Source organism: Streptomyces sp. NPDC006733, assembly GCF_040636125.1.
In the GTDB taxonomy this organism is placed as follows: domain Bacteria; phylum Actinomycetota; class Actinomycetes; order Streptomycetales; family Streptomycetaceae; genus Actinacidiphila.
The window spans coordinates 42,820-62,076 of record NZ_JBEYJD010000027.1 but is presented as its reverse complement, the minus strand read 5'-3'; the positions used below and the strand labels follow the sequence as shown (position 1 = coordinate 62,076).

The 19,257-nt window shown below is 66.8% G+C and carries 16 protein-coding genes; 8 read left to right on the top strand and 8 right to left on the bottom strand.

The window, feature by feature from the left end; genetic code table 11:
• The 4 genes from ABZ721_RS23780 to ABZ721_RS23765 all read left to right on the top strand — a co-directional run bounded on the left by ABZ721_RS23780 (window position 1) and on the right by ABZ721_RS23765 (window position 7,160).
• Window positions 1-4,941: an SDR family NAD(P)-dependent oxidoreductase gene (locus ABZ721_RS23780; protein WP_358790693.1), complete on the top strand. Its 4,941-nt coding sequence runs from the start codon at window positions 1-3 to the stop codon at window positions 4,939-4,941.
• Entirely contained in the window at window positions 4,938-5,435 is a 498-nt protein-coding gene (locus tag ABZ721_RS23775) for an acyl-CoA thioesterase (RefSeq protein ID WP_358790692.1), read from the top strand. Before ABZ721_RS23780 ends, ABZ721_RS23775 begins: the two co-directional genes overlap by 4 nt.
• A gap of 17 nt (window positions 5,436-5,452) precedes the next feature.
• Entirely contained in the window at window positions 5,453-6,475 is a 1,023-nt protein-coding gene (locus tag ABZ721_RS23770) for a spirocyclase AveC family protein (RefSeq protein ID WP_358790691.1), read from the top strand.
• Window positions 6,476-6,941: 466 nt separating this feature from the next.
• Complete coding sequence (locus ABZ721_RS23765; RefSeq protein ID WP_358790690.1) at window positions 6,942-7,160, top strand: hypothetical protein; 219 nt, start codon at window positions 6,942-6,944, stop codon at window positions 7,158-7,160.
• 139 nt (window positions 7,161-7,299) lie between these two features.
• Here ABZ721_RS23765 and ABZ721_RS23760 read toward each other — a convergent pair whose 3' ends face one another.
• Together ABZ721_RS23760 and ABZ721_RS23755 are read right to left on the bottom strand one after the other, a co-directional pair.
• On the bottom strand, window positions 7,300-7,848 hold the full coding sequence (locus ABZ721_RS23760) for a transposase (protein WP_358790741.1): 549 nt from the start codon (window positions 7,846-7,848) through the stop codon (window positions 7,300-7,302).
• Window positions 7,845-8,384 carry a winged helix-turn-helix domain-containing protein gene (locus tag ABZ721_RS23755; protein ID WP_358790689.1) on the bottom strand — a complete coding sequence of 180 codons (540 nt, stop codon included), beginning with the start codon at window positions 8,382-8,384 and terminating at the stop codon, window positions 7,845-7,847. Before ABZ721_RS23755 ends, ABZ721_RS23760 begins: the two co-directional genes overlap by 4 nt.
• Before the next feature lie 212 nt (window positions 8,385-8,596).
• On the opposite strand from ABZ721_RS23755, the gene ABZ721_RS23750 reads away from it, so the two are divergent.
• From ABZ721_RS23750 to ABZ721_RS23740, 3 genes are all read left to right on the top strand, one after another.
• Complete coding sequence (locus ABZ721_RS23750) at window positions 8,597-10,021, top strand: IS481 family transposase (RefSeq protein WP_358790688.1); 1,425 nt, start codon at window positions 8,597-8,599, stop codon at window positions 10,019-10,021.
• Entirely contained in the window at window positions 10,005-10,394 is a 390-nt protein-coding gene (locus tag ABZ721_RS23745; RefSeq protein ID WP_358790687.1) for a hypothetical protein, read from the top strand. Before ABZ721_RS23750 ends, ABZ721_RS23745 begins: the two co-directional genes overlap by 17 nt.
• A gap of 275 nt (window positions 10,395-10,669) precedes the next feature.
• Entirely contained in the window at window positions 10,670-11,482 is an 813-nt protein-coding gene (locus ABZ721_RS23740; protein ID WP_358790686.1) for an IS5 family transposase, read from the top strand.
• Here ABZ721_RS23740 and ABZ721_RS23735 read toward each other — a convergent pair.
• Window positions 11,457-11,939 carry a hypothetical protein gene (locus ABZ721_RS23735; protein ID WP_358790685.1) on the bottom strand — a complete coding sequence of 161 codons (483 nt, stop codon included), beginning with the start codon at window positions 11,937-11,939 and terminating at the stop codon, window positions 11,457-11,459. The genes ABZ721_RS23740 and ABZ721_RS23735 overlap by 26 nt on opposite strands.
• Window positions 11,940-12,084: 145 nt before the next feature.
• Between ABZ721_RS23735 and ABZ721_RS23730 the strand changes: the two genes are divergently transcribed.
• A complete protein-coding gene (locus ABZ721_RS23730) occupies window positions 12,085-12,360 on the top strand; it encodes a hypothetical protein (protein ID WP_358790684.1) in 276 nt (91 codons plus the stop codon).
• Between the two features lie 264 nt (window positions 12,361-12,624).
• Here the strand turns inward: ABZ721_RS23730 and ABZ721_RS23725 are convergent, their stop codons facing one another.
• The 5 genes from ABZ721_RS23725 to ABZ721_RS23705 all read right to left on the bottom strand — a co-directional run bounded on the left by ABZ721_RS23725 (window position 12,625) and on the right by ABZ721_RS23705 (window position 19,021).
• Window positions 12,625-13,416: a sigma-70 family RNA polymerase sigma factor gene (locus ABZ721_RS23725; RefSeq protein ID WP_358790740.1), complete on the bottom strand. Its 792-nt coding sequence runs from the start codon at window positions 13,414-13,416 to the stop codon at window positions 12,625-12,627.
• A gap of 274 nt (window positions 13,417-13,690) precedes the next feature.
• Window positions 13,691-15,091, bottom strand: a complete 1,401-nt coding sequence (locus tag ABZ721_RS23720; RefSeq protein WP_358790683.1) for a helix-turn-helix domain-containing protein — start codon at window positions 15,089-15,091, stop codon at window positions 13,691-13,693.
• Between the two features lie 94 nt (window positions 15,092-15,185).
• The gene (locus ABZ721_RS23715) at window positions 15,186-16,496 is read right to left on the bottom strand and encodes a hypothetical protein (RefSeq protein ID WP_358790682.1); all 1,311 of its coding nucleotides are present in this window, start codon (window positions 16,494-16,496) and stop codon (window positions 15,186-15,188) included.
• Between the two features lie 297 nt (window positions 16,497-16,793).
• Window positions 16,794-17,660 carry a hypothetical protein gene (locus tag ABZ721_RS23710; protein WP_358790681.1) on the bottom strand — a complete coding sequence of 289 codons (867 nt, stop codon included), beginning with the start codon at window positions 17,658-17,660 and terminating at the stop codon, window positions 16,794-16,796.
• Between the two features lie 80 nt (window positions 17,661-17,740).
• Complete coding sequence (locus tag ABZ721_RS23705) at window positions 17,741-19,021, bottom strand: hypothetical protein (protein ID WP_358790680.1); 1,281 nt, start codon at window positions 19,019-19,021, stop codon at window positions 17,741-17,743.
• Between the last annotated feature and the right edge of the window lie 236 nt (window positions 19,022-19,257).

The window sequence follows — 19,257 nt, the reverse complement described above, 5'->3', positions numbered from 1 at the left end:
ATGCAGGTACCGAACGTCCCCTCGTCCGGCCGAGGCCGGGCTGTCGCCGTGGTTGGTCTCGGAGCGGTCGCCCCTGGTGCCAGCAGCCCTGAGGAGGTCTGGCAGGTGCTGTGCCAGGACAAGCCGCAGTACCGGTTGCCGGTCCGGTTCGACATCGAACCAATCTATTCGCCCCAGTCCGAGGCGGCGGACCGTACGTTCGGCCGGACGGCCGGATATATCGACGACATCGAACTCCACCCGGCGCTCGCTGACGAGGTGGCCCGAGGATGGTGGGGCGCCGACAGTACGGAAGCTCTCTGGCTGCGTCACAGCCTGCTGCAGACTTTGGACACCTGTGCTCCCGGCCCCGGGGACCGGACCGGGTTCTACGTGGCCACCTGGAGTGGCGCTACCCAGGCCGCAGAGGAGACCGTGCTCTCCCACGTCGTAGCCCGCAGGATGGCCGAGTACCTTGGCGGTGACGCGCTTTCGCGGGCGGCCCATGAGCATAGGGTGCGGACGCTGCTGCGCCGCCGCTACCGGTGTGCGATGGACCGTCCCCGCGACGCGCAGCCGGACATGGTCCTGCGTCGGGCCGCCAGCGGACTGCTGCCCGACGACACCGACTGGCTCGCCGTGACCGCCGCTTGCGCCTCCTCTCTGTACGCGTTCGACCTCGGCATCCAGAGCCTGCTCGCCGGGGACTGCACCGTGGCCTACTGCGGAGCGGTGAACGGCATGGGCCGCCTGATGGCGGTGTCCGCAGCCAAGTTCGAGAGCCTGTCCGCGCACGGCGATGTGCGCGCCTTCGACGCGGCGGCCGACGGCACTCTCTTCTCCGAGGCCGCCACCATGGCCGCCCTCAAGACGCTGGAGCGGGCCGAGCGGGACGGGGACCGGATCCTGGCCGTGGTCCAAAGCACCGGTCTAGCCTGCGACGGCAGGGGAAAAGCAATCTCGGCTCCGAACCCGGCAGGTGTCCGCCGGGCCGTCATGCGCGCCTGGGCCGCCGCCGGAGCAGGCGCCGACGATATCGACTGGGTGGTGGCGCACGGCACGGGGACCCTTGCCGGCGACAAGGCGGAGATCGACACCCTGGCCGCCCTCTCGGGCGAGAGTCGGCTGCTCTGCACGTCCAACAAGTCGCTGCTCGGGCACTCCGCGTGGGCCGCCGGCGGGCTGTCCCTGATCCACGCCGTCAAAGCCCTCGAGCACGAGGTCATCCCGGCTCAGCGGCGCTTCGACACGCCCCACCCAGCGCTCGCCGGCACCTCGGTGCACATCCCGACCGGACCGGTCCCCTGGCCTTCCCGTCCTGGCCGACCCCGCATCGTGGGAATCAACGGGCTCGGGGTCGGAGGCGTGAACGCGCATGTCGTTGTGAGCGACCGGCCCCCCGCCGACCCGGTACGGGCCTCGGTTTCGGACGAGACGCTCGTCCTGACGGCCTGGAGCGCCCAGCTGCCCGGATGCCCCGGGCCCGAGGCCGTGCGCCATTGGCTGGCCACGGACGAGGAACCACCCCCGCACGGATTCGGTGACAGCTACCCCGCACCCGCGTTCGCCGCCACCCGGCTGCCCCCGGTCGTCACCCAGGTCATTGACCGCGCGCACCTGATGGCCTTGGACGCTGCCCACCGCTTCGTCACGGAGCACGGGGAAATCTGGGACGGACTGCGCGAGACAACTGGAATCGTCGCAGGTCAGGGCGGACCGACCCGTAGCTGGATCGACGTGACCCTGCGGGCCGCGTCCGGTGACCTGGAGAGCATCGACTGGGACGAACGGGACCGGAGCGCGCTGCAAGATTTCCTCGCCCAGGTCAGTTCCCGGCAGCAGATCACCGACGAGTCGCTGACCGGGAATGTCCCGCAGCTGGCGGCCTACCGCATCGCCCACCGCTGGGACCTGCACGGTCCCTGCCTATCCGTGGACGCTGGCGACGCCTCGGCGCTCAGTGCGGTCCACGTCGCACTCCGCCAGCTGCGCTCGGGCATTGTCGACCTGGCCCTCGTCCTGTCCGTGAACGAGTCCCGGACGGCCGAGGCGGCCGACTTCACCGGCCACCGGGAGCACGAACTGGCTGAAGGGGCCTTCCTGCTGGCCTTCACGCGGGAAGCACTCGCGCGCGAGCGGGGCTGGCCGGTCGTCGCCCGGATCACCGCCGAGAGGACCGCCGCCCCGGCGACAACACCGCCGCGCCCCTCCACAAGCCGCGACTTCGCGGCGGCACAGGGTGCGGTGGACATCCTTCGTGCGTCCGTGCGCGGCGAGCGCATGGAACTCGTCTCGGCCTCCCCGCCGGTCCGCGTCACCGTGAACGAGCCGGAGACGGAGGAGGGTAGTCCGCAGGCTACCCAGGAGGAGACTGGGGAACCCGCGAAGACGGCCGCGGCCGAATCGGGGACCAGTCGCTGGGCCACCATTCCTCGACGCACCGACGCCCGCCCCCCCGACTCACTACTCGCCGACTCACTACTCGCCGACGTGCCCGAGGCGAGCGTGCTGCTGGTGAACACCGCTCACCTGGCCCGAGAACTGGCGCAGACCGCCCGTCAAGCCGGAGCCCTACTGCTGAGCACCGATCCCTCGACCGCTCCCTGGCACGCCACTGTCGTCGCAGCCGACCCTACGGAATCCACCCTCTCCGCGCTTTTGAACCGCCGCCCAGGGCTCACTCCCCACCTCCGCGTGTTCCTGTCCACCCGGAGCCCGGACCGCGGCTGGTGGGCCGAGGATCCCCGGGTGACCCGCCTGCTCGACCTGACGTTCCTCACCTGCAAGCATTTGGGCTCCCGGCTCACTGAGGGCAGCGTCGTCCTGACCGTGCTCGATCCACTCATTGACTTCCAACCCCACCCGGACGGCGCCCAGTTCACCGGCTACCTCCGCAGCCTCACCTGGGAGATCCCGCAGCAGAGGGCCTTCGCGCTGGTAACCGACGCATCTCTGCCGCAAGCCCTGAAGGAATTGGCCTCGGAGGGGGCCGCCCACCGCGATGCCCCCGTCATCTTCTACCGCGGTGGATTGCGCCACACCGAACAACTGATCCCGGCCGCACTCCCCATACCTGCGGGCGACCAGCCCGTAGCGGGACTCGGCACCGAACCGGTCGTCGTGGCCGTGGGCGGGGCCCGGGGGATCACTTCGGTCGCGGTCAGGGAACTCGCCCGCCGTCACCATCCCGTGCTCTGGCTCCTGGGACGAAGCGACCCCGCCGACGTCCCGCCCGAAATCCTCGACGCCGACGAGTCCTCGCAGGCCGGCCTCCGCGCCGCCCACATCACCTACGGACGGCTACGGACGCCGCAGCCGTCTGTAGCCGAACTCAATCAGGAATTCGACCGGCACTGGCGGGCTCGGGAAGCTGCGGCCACCCTTGCTGACCTCCGCACACTCTGCGGCCCCCGGGGCAGGGTGCACTACCGGGTGTGCGACGTCACGAACCCCGCCGCGGTGGCAGCGGTGGTCAGCGAGATCTATCAACACCATGAGCGGGTCGACCTGCTGCTCAACTCCGCTTTCTGCCAGGAGTCGGCACGGATCGTTGGCAAGTCGCTCGAAGCGTTCCGGCGCGTAGTCGCCACCAAGGTGCGGGGCTACCGCAACCTAAGAGCGGCCTTCGCCTCGGCGCCCCCGCAGCTGTGGTGCAACTTTGGTTCGTCCATCGTGCTGTTCGGGTTCAGCGGCGAGACCGACTACGCGGCCGGCAGCGAGTTCCTGGCTGCGGCGGCCCGCTACGACAGTCGACTACTGCACAGCCCAGCCGTGACCATCGGCTGGGGCCTGTGGGAGGAGTCGGGCTCGGTGTCCGGCGCCCAGGCCAGGGAACACCTCACGCGTACGGGCGTGAAGACCGGCATCAGCAACGCCCAAGGAGCCGCCTTCTTCCTCTCTGAACTCGCCCACCCCGGTTCCGCCGAACCGGCTCCCGTCTACACCACCAGTCACGACCGTGAACTCGCCGACCAGCGCACACCGGGCTTCACCGCCCAGCCCACCCCGCAGCGCCCGGCACCGAACCTGCTGGGCGATCCCACCGCTGTGCACGACGGCGAAACAACATGGAACTGGAGTGTTTCCCCCGATACCGACCGCTACCTGCTGGAACATCTCATCGACGGCAGGCCGGTGGTCCCCGGGATGCACCTGGTGGCACTGGCTGCGCAGGCGGCCCGCCAGATCGTACCCGGGCTGCCGGTGCACACGGTGCGCGACATCCAGCTGCAGGAATTCGTATGGGCTGACCCACGCGAAACCACTGCCACCAAATACCGCTTCGTCGCGAAGGCGGTCGCCCCGAGCCGCGGCGCGGCAGGAGGTCGTCGGCGGACCGTACACGTACGCGTCCTCTCCGACATCCGGGCGCGCGACGGGAAGCTGCTCTCCGCCGACCGGTGCCACGCCGCCATGGACGTGGTGCTCGGCCCGTCCGAACCCGCACCGCTGTGGACCAACTGGAAGATGGACGACGTTGTACGGTTGGCCGATCCCTGCTGCCGGACCGGCTCCCGGATCCAGCTGACCGGCGTCTTCCGCAACGTCGTCTCCATCCAAGCGGAAGCCGCACGCGCGTCGGGCCGCTTCCAACCGCTCCTCGCACCCCAGGACGGCTTCAGCCGCACCCCCCTGCCCGTCCTGCTCCTCGACTCACTGGGCCGCACCACGTGTTTCCCTCTCGACGACACCGGACGAACCAGCGTGCACGCACCAACCGGAATCGACCGGATCGACGTATTCCTGTCCACTTCCGACGCCGACCTCGCAGCGCGCTACCCGGAGGGCATCGACCTCTACGGCGAACCCACAATCTCGCGCTACACCGCCGTCGCCCCCGACGGATCGGTCATCGCACGCATCAGCGGCCTGCACCGGCACCCCTTCGGCACCCTGCCGGCGCTCCTCCTCCCCGACACCCCAGACCAGGGCCCGCGTGCCGAGAGGAGCACTCACACATGACTGCCGGCGCGTCGCCGACACGCGAACAGGACCTCTCCCCTCCCTCCGGCCCGCGAGGGTACGAGATGCACCACAGGGTCACCTTCGGCGAAACCAGCGGAGTCGGCTTCGTCTACTTCCACCACCTGCTCCGGTGGCAGGGCGAGTGCCGGGAGCAGTTCGGCTACGACCACTGCCCCGACTATATGAGCGGCCTGTCCGGCGACCTCACCATGCTCACCTCATCGGCCTCCTGCGAATACCTCGGCGAGATCTGGCCGGGTGACGCCGTCACCATCCGGCTGACCATCCCCTGGGTGCGCCTGCACTTCATGAAAGGGGACTTCGCCTACTACCGCACTACCGGCGCATCGTCCGAACTCGTGGGGCGCGGCGAACAGATGTGGGCCAATGCGCACCGCACAGGCTCCGTCTTCCGCCCCGCCCCCTGGCCGCAGGAAGTCATCGATGCCTGTGTCCGCTTTGGCACCGACATCTCACGAGCTCTGATGTAACCCGACCGGAGGAACCCGTGGGCCTCGACAATCTCCCCGACAACTCACCGCAGACCGTCCTCGGCCGGCTGGACTCCCAGACGGTTGTGTCTGCTACCGGAGGCCGCAGACAGCGCTGGTGGACGACCCCTGTCTCGCTATGGGCCCTGGTCGGCCTGGTCTTCATCGCCTTCCAGATTTGGGTATACGCGCGCTGGATCGCTGACGGGGGACTGCACTCGATCACCACGGGAACCGACCACGTGTCCGCCGCCCGCGCGACCCTCATCGTGGGCTGGCAGGTGCTGATGGTCATCGCCCTGGTCATCGTCACCACGCTGGTGATTCGTGACTGCCGCCGACACCACACCATCACCGCGGTGGCCGCACTGTATGCGGGCTCCTTCGCCACGGCATGGCAGGACCCGCTCTTCAACTACCGCGAACTGGTCATGGTCCAGAGCCACTACGCGGTCAACCTCTTCACCTGGGGGCCGTACATTCCCGGGTGGCACGGGCCTCACCCCGAACAGCAAGTCGAGGCGATGATTTCCGGCGGCGGCCTTGCCTACTTCGTACTGATCATCTGGATCTGGATCCCGCTGACCGCGATCACCTTCGCCGCGCGACGCTACCCGCACCTGGGCCGGATCCGGCTCTACCTCTGCGGCGTCGCGGCAGGCACGCTCGGCGACTACATTCTGGAGTGGATCTGGCTGCCCACCGGCTCGTATGCCTCGCCGGCCGCGATCCCCGTCCTCACCTTCCCTGCCGGGGAGTGGTACCAGGTCCCGCTCACCTTCGGCCTGATCATCTCTATTACGCTCTCAGCGCCGCTCGCGGTGATGATTCACACAATGCGTCAAAACGGAGAATTCTCCGCCCTCCATGGCAGCACGATGTTCCCAGACAAGACCCGCACCTGGATGCGCCTCCTGGCCGGGACCGGCGTGATCAACATTGCTTGCCTGGCCTTCATGATCGCCACCAACCTGCTCACCTACTTCGGAGGCCCCATCCCGTCCAGTATGCCGAGCCATCTCTGGCCGGTCCCGAACTGAGATCGTTCCGATGTAACGCGCACCGGGCACCGTAGCAGGTCCGTGTAGCCGTACCGCCCCGTTCGGCACTATCGGCCACGAGCAGCCGGGTCCTGACGCTACCGTCCCCACAAAAGGATGACAGCAGGGGTGGGAGAGGGGCACGCCCATGGGGCGGGGACCTGGGGCTGGGCGGGGTGGTCGATCACTTCACCCTGGAGGACGACGAACTCGCCCTGCTGCGGAATAGGGCCTGGGGCCGCGGCCTGGTCAGCACGGACTTTGCGCAGGCCCTGTTGACGGGCATCGGCGATGTCCTGCATTCGTCCAATGCTCAAGGACTTCCTGACTCGCCGAGCTTTGGCTCGCGCGGAGCGCAGCCCATACATCGCATGAGGCAACGCGAGCGGCTGGTCGCGTTCGACATCTGTCGTACCAGTAGTGACCTTGGTGAACTGCTCCACAATTGCGGCATACGCGTCGAGTCGTGCTCTCTGACCGCGCGCTCTACCTCTTGCGCAACGGAGACACGCGCTTGATGAACCGCCTGCTGTTCGATGACATCCAGAGCGTTGGCTATACCGCTCCTCCGGCACCAAACGACATGGCCGCCAACCTGCAATACGTCATGAGGGGGGCAATGGCCAGACTGATCATGATCAACCTGTGGAATAAAGACTCCATCGCGCTTATGCCGGACTCCTGAAATGGCCGTTCCGAAGTCGGTCCGGAACTCATTGCTCGCGTTCCGGACCGGACAGTCGCGACGCACCGCCCGGAGTTCTTCGATGACGGCCGCGGTGTCACAGTGACTCAGAGCACTGGACCAAGCGGCAGTGTCGGCTCTACTGAGCCTTCGGGCTGGTTGTCGTGAGGTTGAGGCCGGTTGCGGCGAGGCATCCGTCGATGACGTTGCTGCGGTATTGGATCTCGCGGAGAGTCCGCCGCAGGACGCGCATGAGGTGGTCCGGGTCGGTGAACGCGATGTTGTTCTGACCCGCGCGGCGCACGAGTGACCAGATTCCTTCGACCGGGTTGAGGTCGGGTGCGTAGGGCGGTAGCTGGAAGGAAGTGATCCAGTCCCGGGACGTGATGAAGGCGCGGAGCCGGGCGTCCAGGTGCACGTTCAGGTTGTCCCAGACGAGCACCAGCGGTGCGTCGAGTTGCTGGTGGGCGGCGACGAGGAGGTCGCGGTAGTCGGTCCAGGTGAAGCTGCGCCGGCCACCGGCTTTGTGGTCCGGGTGCCGTTTGGGCCGGAAGATCAGACGGGATCGTTCGCCGGGTTTGTAGCAGGTCAGGGCGGCGATGGAGAAGCGGCGCTGGGAGCGTCCGCGCACCCGGATCACAGGTGTGTGGCCGCGCCGGGCCCAGGTGCGGGAGGTGGGCGGCGTCATCGAGAATCCGGCCTCGTCCTCAAAGACGATGAAGGCCCCGAGCGCCGCCGCGGTGCTTCCACCTGCGGCCACGTGTCCTTCACCCAGCCGACGATCTTTCTCTCGTCACGCTCCATAGCCCGCCGGGCCGGGACTTGATGGCTGAACCCGTGGCTGTGGAGCATCTCCATGATGCTCGACAGGGCGAGGGACTTGTGGAACCGGCGCCCGATCAGTGTCCTGATCCTTGTCAGAGTCCAGGTCTGGTCCGGCCAGCCGTGCGCGAGCGGCCCTTTGGCCAACTCCATCTCCAGCACCGCGAACATGGCCTCACTCAGCTTGGGACGTGCAGCCGACCCCCGAGAGCGAAGTGCCCGCGAGCCGCCGTGCTGCCAGGCACGACGCCATCGCTGCACCGACCGCACACTGACCCGCAGCTGCTTGGCCACCACTGTGTTGTCTTGCCCCACGGCGAACATCGTGGCCGCCTCCATACGGATGCGCTCGCGGAATACCCGCCGCTCGTCGCTCAAGCCACCGCCTTGCGGATACCTCATGGTTCCGGCATACCGCAACGATCATCACACGTCAGCCCTCAACGACACCACGCCCGAAAGCTCAGTAACTGGGCTTCCACTCCAGACGATGGCTGTCGATGTAAGGACTCAGGAGATACATGACCGATTGGCGTCAGGACATCATTGACACCTTCGGCTGAATGTTCCGGATGTCTCTGCGGCGGTTGACGTGGGGCTGGTTTCGTCGGGTGATGGACGTGCAGCAGTTGACCGAGTACCGCTATCGGGCTGTGCGGGAGGTGCTCGGTGGGTCTCCTATCGGTGAGGTCGCGGTCAGATACGGCATGTCACGGCAGACCCTGCACTCGTGGCGGCGGCGTTTTGAGCAAGAGGGGCTGCCCGGTCTGGCGGACCGGTCGAGGCGTCCGAGGAACAGTCCGACCCGGTTGTCGGCCGAGGTGGAGGCCGAGATCTGCCAGCTCCGTCGGCAGCACCCGAGGTGGGGCGCCCGGCGCATCGCCTACGAGCTGGCCCGGCGGGGGCTGGCGCCGGCGCCCTCGCGGGCCACGGTGCACCGGGTTCTGTCCCGCAACGGCCTGGTCCGCGTCCAGGAACAGCAGCATGCGCGCAAGTACCGGCGCTGGCAGCGTGAGACGCCCATGCATCTGTGGCAGATGGATCTGGTCGGAGGGGTCCCGCTGGCCGGGGGGCGCGAGTGCAAGGTGGTCACCGGCATTGACGACCATTCCCGGTTCATCGTGATCGCCTGCGTGGTCCCGGTGCCCAGTGGCAGGGCTGTCTGTTCGGCGTTCACCGCGGCGATGCGCCGCTACGGGGTGCCCTTTGAGGTCCTGACCGACAACGGCAAGCAGTTCACCGGTCGGCATACCCGGCCGCAGCCGGTCGAGGTGCTGTTCGAGCGGATCTGCCGGGAGAACGGCATCAGCCAGCGGCTGACGAAGCCACGCTCGCCCACCACCACGGGCAAGATCGAGCGATTCCATCGCACCCTGCGGGAGGAGTTTCTCGATCACACCACACCGTTCGCGTCGCTGGCCGCAGCGCAGGAGGCCATCGACGGCTGGGTGCACGCCTACAACCACCAACGGCCGCACCAGGCACTCGACATGGTGACTCCGGGCAGCCTCTTCCGACCTCATCAGCCGAAGCCGGAGCTCCAGCAGCAACAGCAGGAGCCTGAGCTGGCCGTCGATGTCATCGAGCCGCCCGAGTTGCCGCCGCACGGAACCGCAGTGGAACTCGAACTGCGGGTGCCCCCCAGCGGAGCCCTCACGCTGGTCGCCGGCCGTCAGACCGTCGATGTCCACCCTGTGCTGGCCGGTCGGACGCTGAGCATCTGGGCCAACCAGCGCAGCGTCCATGTCCTGCTCGACGGCCACCTGATCACGACGGTTCCGTCCCGGCTCAGGCCGGAGGACCTGGCTTACCTGACCATGCGTTACGGAGCCCGGCCGGCGGGGCCCGAACCGGCATCCGCCTCCCTGCCCCGAGCCCGCAGCGGCCAGGTCGTCCTGGCGGCCGGTGAGCCGGTTGAGGTCGACCGGAAAGTCCAAAGAGACGGACTCGTCAGCTTGGACGGCAAGCAACACCAGGTGGGCTTTGCCATCGCGGGACACCCTCCGGCTGGACGGTCACCTCATGCATGCCATCGCTGACAACGCGCTGATGGGCACGTGGCCCTGCCCTATCCCGGCCAACTGTCTGGGGCAGATCCACGGAGCCCGTTCCGCCCCATCGCCGCTGCCTCCCCTGCCCCTGCCGGCCGGCGTCCGGGCCCAGCGCAAGGTCCACGCAAGCGGCCGATTCATGATCAATGGCCAGTTCATCAAGCTCGGACCCCGCCATGCCGGGAAGATCGTCACAGTGGTCATTGAGGACACGCACTTCCGGATCTTCCACGGCGAGGACGAACTCGCTGTCCGGCCCCGCAAGAACACCGATCCCATCACCAGGCTCTACGTCAAAGGCATGGGCACCCAAAGCGCGCGTCAAGAATCTCCTGACGACAAACCGTCAAAAATGTTCTGAGTCCTTAGAAGCCGTTGTCGTACCGATCAAGGAGTTTGTTGATCGAACTGGGGTCTCGTTTGGGTGATCGCGGTGAGGCCCGCGCATGAAGGCAGGGCCTCCTGCACAGCTCGTGGGTGTTGAAGCCCGAGCAGTACCCGGAGGCCCTGTTGTCACAGTTCTACGCACCTGTGCTCGCTCAGTCCAACTCGGTCGCTCGGTCGTGTGATTGCCTCGCGCATGTGTACGGGAATGCGGCCGACCGGCCCGAGCGGGCGCGGAGGTATCCCACCGATATGACGGATGCGGAGTGGGTTGTGGTCCGGCCGCTGCTGCCGGTGCCGGCGTGGATGAACGGCAAGGGCGGCCAGCCTGAGGGCTACTGCCACCGGCAGATGATCGATGCCGTGCGCTACCTGGTCGACAACGGGTGCAAATGGCGGGCCCTGCCGACCGACTTCCCCGGCTGGGACCGGGTCTACACCTTCTACCGCCGTTGGCGGGACAAGGGCTTGATCGCGGAGCTGCACGACCGGCTGCGCGAACGCGTCCGCGGGGACGAGGGCCGCAGCGCGGAGCCGACCGCGGCGATCATCGACTCGCAGTCGGTCAAGGCCGCGGCCTCGGTGCCGACGGCCTCGCGCGGCTTCGACGGCGGAAAGCTGATCAACGGGCGCAAGCGCCACGTCATCGTGGACTGTCTGGGCCTATTGCTAATGGTGCTGGTCACCGCGGCTGACGTCACCGACCGCGACGCGGCCTGCGGCATGCTCGAACGTCTCCGCTCCCGGCACCGCAAGATCACACTGGTGTGGGCCGACGGCGGCTACACAGGTCGCCTGGTCACCTGGGCCGCCGAACACCTCCGGATCGCCCTGACCGTGATCAAACGCAGTGACGACACCCATGGCTTCACGGTGCTGCCCAGACGCTGGGTCGTCGAGCGCACGCTGGGCTGGCTGATGCGCTCACGACGGCTGGCCCGCGACTACGAGACCCTGCCCACCAGCAGCGAAGCCCTCGCCCTGTGGTCGATGACCATGCTCATGGGACGCCGCCTGACCCGCCACCAGGCCCGGCAGGTCACCCGGCCGCCCGCCGCGACGTGAACACCCCGGGACGCTCCTGGGCCAGCCAACCCCGCTCCGTCAACCGATTCGCTTTCGACCGCACCCCCTCGACCTTCGCCGGCGTCAACTCCAGTCCCAGCCGCCCGGCCAACTCCTTCGCGCGCAGGCCCGCACCATCCGATTCCGCCTCCAGCACGCCCAACAGCCTCTGGTAGTCCGGCGCGAGGTCTCCCACGGTCAACCCCTCCCGCCACCGCGGCACCACCGCCCCAGCCACTGGCACCTTCAACGCCGCCGGCACCGGCACCGGCCGCACCGGCTCCTCGGCCTCCCGCCCGGGCTCGGCCATCGCCTCGGCCAGCTCTACCCGGGCGATCACCCGCCGCTCCAGCACCCCTTCGGCCTCCCGCAGCTCGGCCAGCACCCGCTCCGCCTGCCCACGCAGATCCTCCACACGAACCTGCGCAGCCGACTCCCGCGCCTCCAACAAAGCCATAACCGAAGCCACCGGCCACCTCCGCGCCATCCCGGGCCAACCTGTCGAGCGGACTCTTCCTCGACAACACGGAGACCATGCCTGACCAGCGGAAACTCAACGATCACGTTCGGTAAGACAACGGCTTCTTACACCAACAGATGGCGTGGACGTCGAAGACGAGAACCTGGGCGGCGAGTTCAAGAAGCGTATGCATCGGCTGATGCGTGACGCCGGCGATCCGAACGTCGACACCCACATCGTTGACAAACTTTCTCGGCGCTTGTGCTGGCTGGCACGCTATACGAGCGAGCGCAGACACGGCGCCTTGACGCCGATCTCCCTGATCACCTCCACCCGGGTCGAGGAATCAAGGGTGGCGAGGCGCACGGCCCATGAAGTTGACCGTAAGTCAGTTTTCCCCTGGTGTCGTCTTCCTTAAAGGCAACCCAAGCTCGGTCCGGTTGAGGCGGCGAATCGCGGCCAAGACGCGCGTGGAGTCGGTACGGATCCGGCTGCAAGGGTGCTGCTCGCGACGCGGCAGGGCAGGCTCCACCCACTCTGGGATGCAGGTGCGCGGATGCTCCGGACGTACCCGCATCCCCGAACCGGAGATAGACGACGAGCCAGAAGATCAAGATTTGGCGCCTTGAGGGGCAGCAGCGCGCTCCCTCCTCGTGGTCGCACCGACAGGCGGCCAGACAGCTCACGGAGTACCCCAGGGTGTGCACATCGACGCGACGTGTAGGCGCGCATTCAGCCGCTGCAGTTCCCCGAAGGTGTGTGCACAGAACTGGCACGCTCTGAGGTGTCGTGAGAGCCCATGACTGCGCCGTGCGCTCATGCGCCGGGCCACCTGGCCGAACATCTTGCGATAGTGTCGGCATCTTGGGTTGTCGGTCTCCTCTACGTGGGCTTGCAGATAGGCCTCGCGCAAGCCCTCCCGGGCACGCGCGGCCAGCGAGGAGACGCCGCCGGGAGTCAGTCCCAGTCGAGCGGCGACTCGCTGGGGCGATCCTCCCTCGATCGAGGTGTGCCACAGCACGGCCCGCCATCGCTCGGGGAGCGACCGAAAGCTCCGCACCAGCAGATCTGTGTCTTCGGCCGCCAGGACGCGCTGCTCGGGATCCGGGTCACGGGACGTCAGTTCGTGCCAGGTGTCGAAGTCAGGGGTCAGGACAGTGCGCTGCTGGCTGCCCCCCCATTCCGCTGCGACCCGGCGCACCACGGTCAGTAGATACGGGCGCCAGGCTGTTGAAGGGCCATGACCGGATCGCACCGCCTGCAGGGTGCGAAGGAATGCCTCGGCTGCTATGTCGTCCGCATGATGGGGTTCTCTGCAGCAGGTGCGGGCGTACGCAAGAACGGCGCTGTGATGAAGCTCGTAGAGCTCTGTGAGGTCCGCGGAGTCCGGTCGCTCGCTGGCGTTCGTCGTGCTCGCCTGATCTGTCGATTCTTCGGCCGGTAGCGCCTCTCCACTCGGTCTCGCAGGCTTCATCGGCACGGCGGGTCGCAAATCAGTGATGGTCTCTCCTATGAGGGGCATCGCCGTAGACAGTTGGAGAGAAGCGGACCACAGGGGTCGCCGCATCTCGCGAGGGCACTGTTGTCCGTGGTATCCCAGGTGATCGGCTTGCCCTGCAGCGCCGGCCACTTCTCGTCGGTGCCGGCCCGGTAAGACGGCGTGGACCCGATGAAAGTGCTTCCCGCGGGTGGATGGGCAGCCGTGCGTAGCCACCACGATGAGTCCCGCTATCTGCGGCCGATCGCTACTAGAACGATTCATATGATCCCTGCCGTGTGAGTTCTCCTGATTGACTGGTGTGGTCTGCAACGGACTCGCTGGGGAGCGCCTCGCGGATCAAGCGGACGTCGTCGACAGTCGCCGGCAAGGGCGTCGCCCTCTGCGATTGCCGGGCGGCCATGTGCCGGGCCACCGCGTAGTCGAGATACCCGCCGTGCATGCCCCGATCCGCCAACTGCTGACGTACCCGGGCCTTTTCCGCGCCCTCGTCCCGCTGGTGCGCTTCGAGGATTTCCTGCTCGGCACGGAGGATGCTCATCTCTGTGGTCAGGCGTGCGGCTGCCGCCAAGCGGGCCTGTTTGGCGGCGAGCTCATCTGCGCGCCGCTCGAAGCAGGCATGGCAGGGGACACCCGTCCACAAGTCCACACCCGCTTCACAGTTCGGATCCGGGCACTCCTGGGCGCAGAGAATCTTCGCGACGAAGCCAACCGGCCGGGCGATGCGGTCGCTCCCGTGATACCCCGCAGCTGAACGTTGTGGTCCGTCGACCTGGTACCAACGTCTGTCCAACCGAATGATGAGCTGAGCGGGTGTCCGACCGGACGCGAGGGCGTCGCAGATTGCACGGACGAGCGTGGGGGCGAGTTGACGACCTGGCCGGGCTTGTACTTCGACGGGCAGAGCCGCGGCCACGGTGTCGAATTCGGGAGGGCGTCGGCGCTGCGTCGTAGGAATTGCGGAGGACCGGCGGGGCTGGCCGGCGGGCTTTCCAGGAATGCTCGGTGGAGCGGAGGCGCTGGCGTCGTCGGCCACGTCGTAGGCAGCCAACTTCCGAGGTGGTTCGGCCTTACCACGCGCAGTGGTCCTTCGGACGTCCCGAAGATGGTTCTCGATGGCGGGTTCATAGTGATGGGTTACGGAGGGACTGTCGGCGATACCTTCGGAGGGTCCTACCGGCGACCCCGCTGGAGGGGCCGCCGGCAACCCCTCCCTTTTCGGATCGGGGTAGGGGTCGTCGGTGACCCCTACCCCCTGCTCGTCCGCCTTCGGAGCTGGCCGAGGGACGAAGTCCCCTTCATGGATCACGGAGAATCTGTTGGCTTGGTCGGCGTAGTGGCTGATCTCGGGAAAGGGGGCGTTGCCGTTCCACCGGTCCCATGGACCATGGACGTAGTAGCGGTTGGACGTCTTCGAGCCGTTCCCCCGAAAGCGGGCGCGGGCGGTCAGGTATCCATCGCGTCGCAAGTCGCGGAGGATCGTCTTCACGCGTTGATCGCTCAGCAGGGCCTCGCCGGCGACCAGGGCGCGTGACGGGAAGCAGGAATAGTTCTGGTCGCATCGGGTTGCTAGGGCCAGCAGGACAAGCTTGTGAGCTGGTGTGCGCAAGAGCAGCCGCATTGTGTACGCCGTGGCCTCAACACCGCTCATCGCGCATACCGTGCTGCGACGGAGCGGCATTGAGGTTGCTCATACTTTGGCAGTTGGCGTGTGCCGTGGCGTCCTGGCGCCTCGGGAAACGGCATCATGACGCGTCCTTTGATGGTTCGTGGGGGGGTGCGCCGGGGGGGACCGCGCAGAGGTCGAGGAAGTCACGCACGGCAGCGTTCCGGCAGTACGGGGCGAACATGTGGCGAAATTCGCGTGTGGCATCCCTGTGGGCGGGAGCGGGTTCCAGCAGTCCCAACGCAGTGCGGGCGCTCTGCAGTGCGGTCTCGACGTCGCCGACGGCCAGTTGGGCCTTGGCCAGCCGCGGCAGGTACAAGGCCCGAAGGCCGGGAGCAGGGCCGCCGTCCTGGGTCGGAATCATCAGCGCCGCGAGGTGGTCCAGAGCCCGCGCTGGTTGACCGAGGTCGAGCAGGGACGCGCCGACATTCAATTCTAGCGTTTCCATGGTCACCCAGTCGGCGACCGGTGGCTCGTGAGCGGCCGGACCTAGGGCCAAGGCGCCGGCGGCGGCACTGAAGGCACACGCGCTGGTCGTCTCCGCGCGAAGCCGGGCATAGCCGCGAGCCTCGCAGATGTGCAGCAGTGCGACGAGCCGGTGCGGCGCGGTCGTGCGGCGCGCGACCGCCCAGGCGGCATCGGCCAAGGCAAAGCCGTCGCGGGGATCCCCGATGTCCATGTGGTGGCTCGCCAACGTAGCTATCAATGCAGCGGCGGTTTGGGGCGCACCTGCGGTGGTAGCGGTACGGACGGCGGCCAGGAGCAGGCGCTCCGCCCCGGCTTGATCTCCCGTGACGTAGTTCAAACGACTGCACAGATGAGAGATCCCCGAGGCAAGAAGATGCAGCCGAACCCCAGAGTCCTCGTCGTAGCCGACCTCGCTCAGCAACTTCGCGAGCAGCTGACACTCTGCGTGGGCGACGGGACCCAGGAGAGCGGGACCCAGCTGCGTTTCCATCTCCGACAGGGCGCCCGCCCTGCTCTCCAACGCACCGACGGCGTCTGCATGGATATGTGGTCCTCCCCGCATCGGTGATGGGGAGTTGTCGAGGGCAGTCAGCCAGTCGCGGATCAGTGTTGTGATGGCGCCTCCGGTGACGACGAGAAAGCTCTGCGGCTGGGCGGGACGAGCCCGCGTGCCCTCGCGCAACGCCTGGGCGGCAGCCTGAGCCGTCCATGGCAGGCCTACCAGCGACTGAGCTCCCGCCGCGAGGTACAGCCAATCCGGCCAGCCCAGGCGCATAACCTCCATTTGGGGCACTTTGTGAATATGCGCGATGGTCAGCTGTGCCGTCAGCTCAGGTGCGATCCGGCCCGATTCCCACCGGGACACCTTCTCCCGGCGCGCCGCCATGCGGCCGTAGCCCAAGGCGGCATGGGTGTTGGCCACCAATTGTGCATATTCGCGGTGGGACTGTCCCACGGAAGCCCGCAGTTCTGCGAGAGGGCTCCGCAGTACTTGTCTGTCTGACACAGATCGACACTCTCCGTGTGCGATGGATCATTACGCAACGGAAGGGAACGATACTTGCGAGTAATTGACTAAAGGTCATCTGAAAGTGGAAGGCACCCCCCGAGCACTCCTCGCCCCGAGTAGCTCGGTCTCTCCTCGGGGACCGTGACGGCCCTTGCCGGTGAGCATGATGCCCGCCGCTTGCGCCCCCCGGCCGACGCAGAAAGCGCTGTCTCACTCGATTTCATCAAAGTATGCGCGGACCGCGGGTGCCTGCTGGTGTGCCATCAGGATTCGCCGCAGACCGCTCAATCGTTGTGTGGCGCGCGTAGATTCGACCGCCACAAGAAACGCCTGCGCGTGGCGGGCACACGCTACGGCGGCGTCCAGGTCTCCGGTCTGAAGATGCGCGGTGGCCGCAGCGGTGAACAGGATGGACGACTGGCGGACGTCCTGCTGGGCAGGAAACACTTCGGTGTGCAGTACATCGAAGTATGGAAGAGCTTGCCGGGGCAGGCCGAGGGCCAGCAAGTCGTACCCGGCCTCCAGCTCCAGCTGCACGGGCGTGACCCATGAGTTGAGCATGGTGGGAAGCGACACGCCATTGTGCTGGAGTGCGCGCCGCGCCGCGTCGATGGACTGGAAGCTTGCCTGGGCATTCCGCAGCGTCGCGTGCACGCGCGCACTGGCCAAGTGGAACGCTGCCTCAGTGCGTGGGCTCGTCCAGCCCCGCCGCACCGTGTCATCCTCCGCTTGCAGCAGGTGCAGCGCGGTCGTCAACTCACCGACTGCACACTGTTGATGTGCCAGTAGGGCTGCGAGGTAGGTCCTGAGCTCGACATCCGCCGGCCAGGCGGCTTCCTTGGCGAAGCTCAGAGCGATGGTATACCGGGCCTCGGCGAGGGTCTGGTCGCCGGAATCGTAGGCGATCCATCCGCTGACCCCGGCTGCTGTGGCAGCAACGGCATAGAGGCCTGCTGCGATGCCCGCATCGTATGTGGAATCGGAGATCAGCGTGGTGATGAGCGTGAGCTCGGCCTCGGCCGCGGAGCGCAGTCGCGCGGATCCCAAGCGCCGGTCCAACCGCACCAGTGCGTTCAAACGGTCTTCTATCGCGGCGAGGGTAGAAGGCCCGATCCGCTGGCCAGGTCGCGGCTCCGGCCGACGTGCCTGCGATGGGTTCATGTGAAGTCCTTCCCAGTTCTGCACACGCGAGACCTGTCGCCTGCAACACGGTCCATCAGGTCACGCACGGCGGGCACAGTGCGGTAGGAGGAGAAGCGTTGCTTGAGGTGCTGCGGAAGCTTCGAATCGGTGCCTTGCAGTGATCCTTGAGCTTTGCGAACCGTGTCAACGGCGGCTTCCACCTCGCCGACGGCCAGTTGTGCATCGATGACGTCAGGAAGATAGATGGCCACAATGCTGGGGGAGTAGGTGCCGCTTGGGTCATCGTGCGTAAGGAGCGAGAAGTGGTTCAACGCCTTGACTGGCTGACCGAGGGCCATTTCAGAGACCCCGGCCGTCAGTTGCAGCAGTTCCTCGGATATTCGAAAGATTGTCCAGGGAGACTTCATGGTCGGCTCGGCGTTATAGGTTGTGAGAGCACTGGAGAAGGACCGCTGGCTGTCTTTCGTTTCTCCGAGTTGAGCGTGAATCCACGCCTGGCGGCAATGCAGAAGCGCGTCCAGCCGCGGAATGGGATCCGTTCGATCGGCGATTTTTCGACTGGCGGTTACCAGGTTCTGCGCGTCTCCCGTAGCACCGAGGTCGAGGTGCAGGCTTGCCAGGGAAGCTAGAGCAATGGCGGCCATACCAGGTGCACCACCCGCGGTCGCAGCTCTCATGCAGACCAGCAGGAGGTTCTCGCGCAGGGCGAACTCGCCGCACGCGAAAGCCAGCACGCTGCCCAGATAGGAAACTCTCGACGCTAGGACCTGCAACCGGGCTGTGGCTTCCTGGTCGTTGCCCGCCCGGAGCAAGAGAGAAGAGAGCAGGTCGAGTTCAGAGCGGGCGACGGGTAGCAGCACCCGTGGCTGGATCCTCCTCTCCATGAGCTCGAGCGCGTCCACTCGGGTCTCAACGATGGCCGCCACATCCGCGTTGATGTCACGACCGATCCGACCTGGCGCGGGCACGTTATCGACCGCAGCTAGCCAGTCGTCAACCAGGGCTGCTCCGCTGTCGCCAGCGGTAGCCGGAAACGCTGCGGGCACAACCCTGGGCTTCTCTGCTACTGCGCGCAGCGCGGCGGTGGCACCTTCGGATGTCCAGGGCAGGAAGCACAGCTCGTTCTCCCCGATGGCGATGCGTAGCCACTGCGGCCAGCCACGCAAGATGACTTCGTTGCGTGGCACAGTGTGTAGATGCGCCATGGCGAACTGTGTCGTCAGGTCGGGAACGACGTGGCCGGATTCCCATCGGGAGATTTTCTCCCGACGCGCGGCCATATGACCAAACCCCAAGTCGGCGTGTGTATCGGCTAGCAACCGCGCATACTGCGGTTGGGAGTGGCCGGCCGATGACCGCAGGACTGCAAGTGGATGAGGCAGCAAGTCGTTTGCCCAACTGGAGGCTGCCGGCCAACCGGAGCAGCGAGTGCCAAACAATTGCAAGACGTTACCAGAAGGACCCTTACGCAGTCGGAGGCTGCCTCTGTTCCGATTGACCCGTGATGGGTACTCAGGGCGGCCCGAAGCCA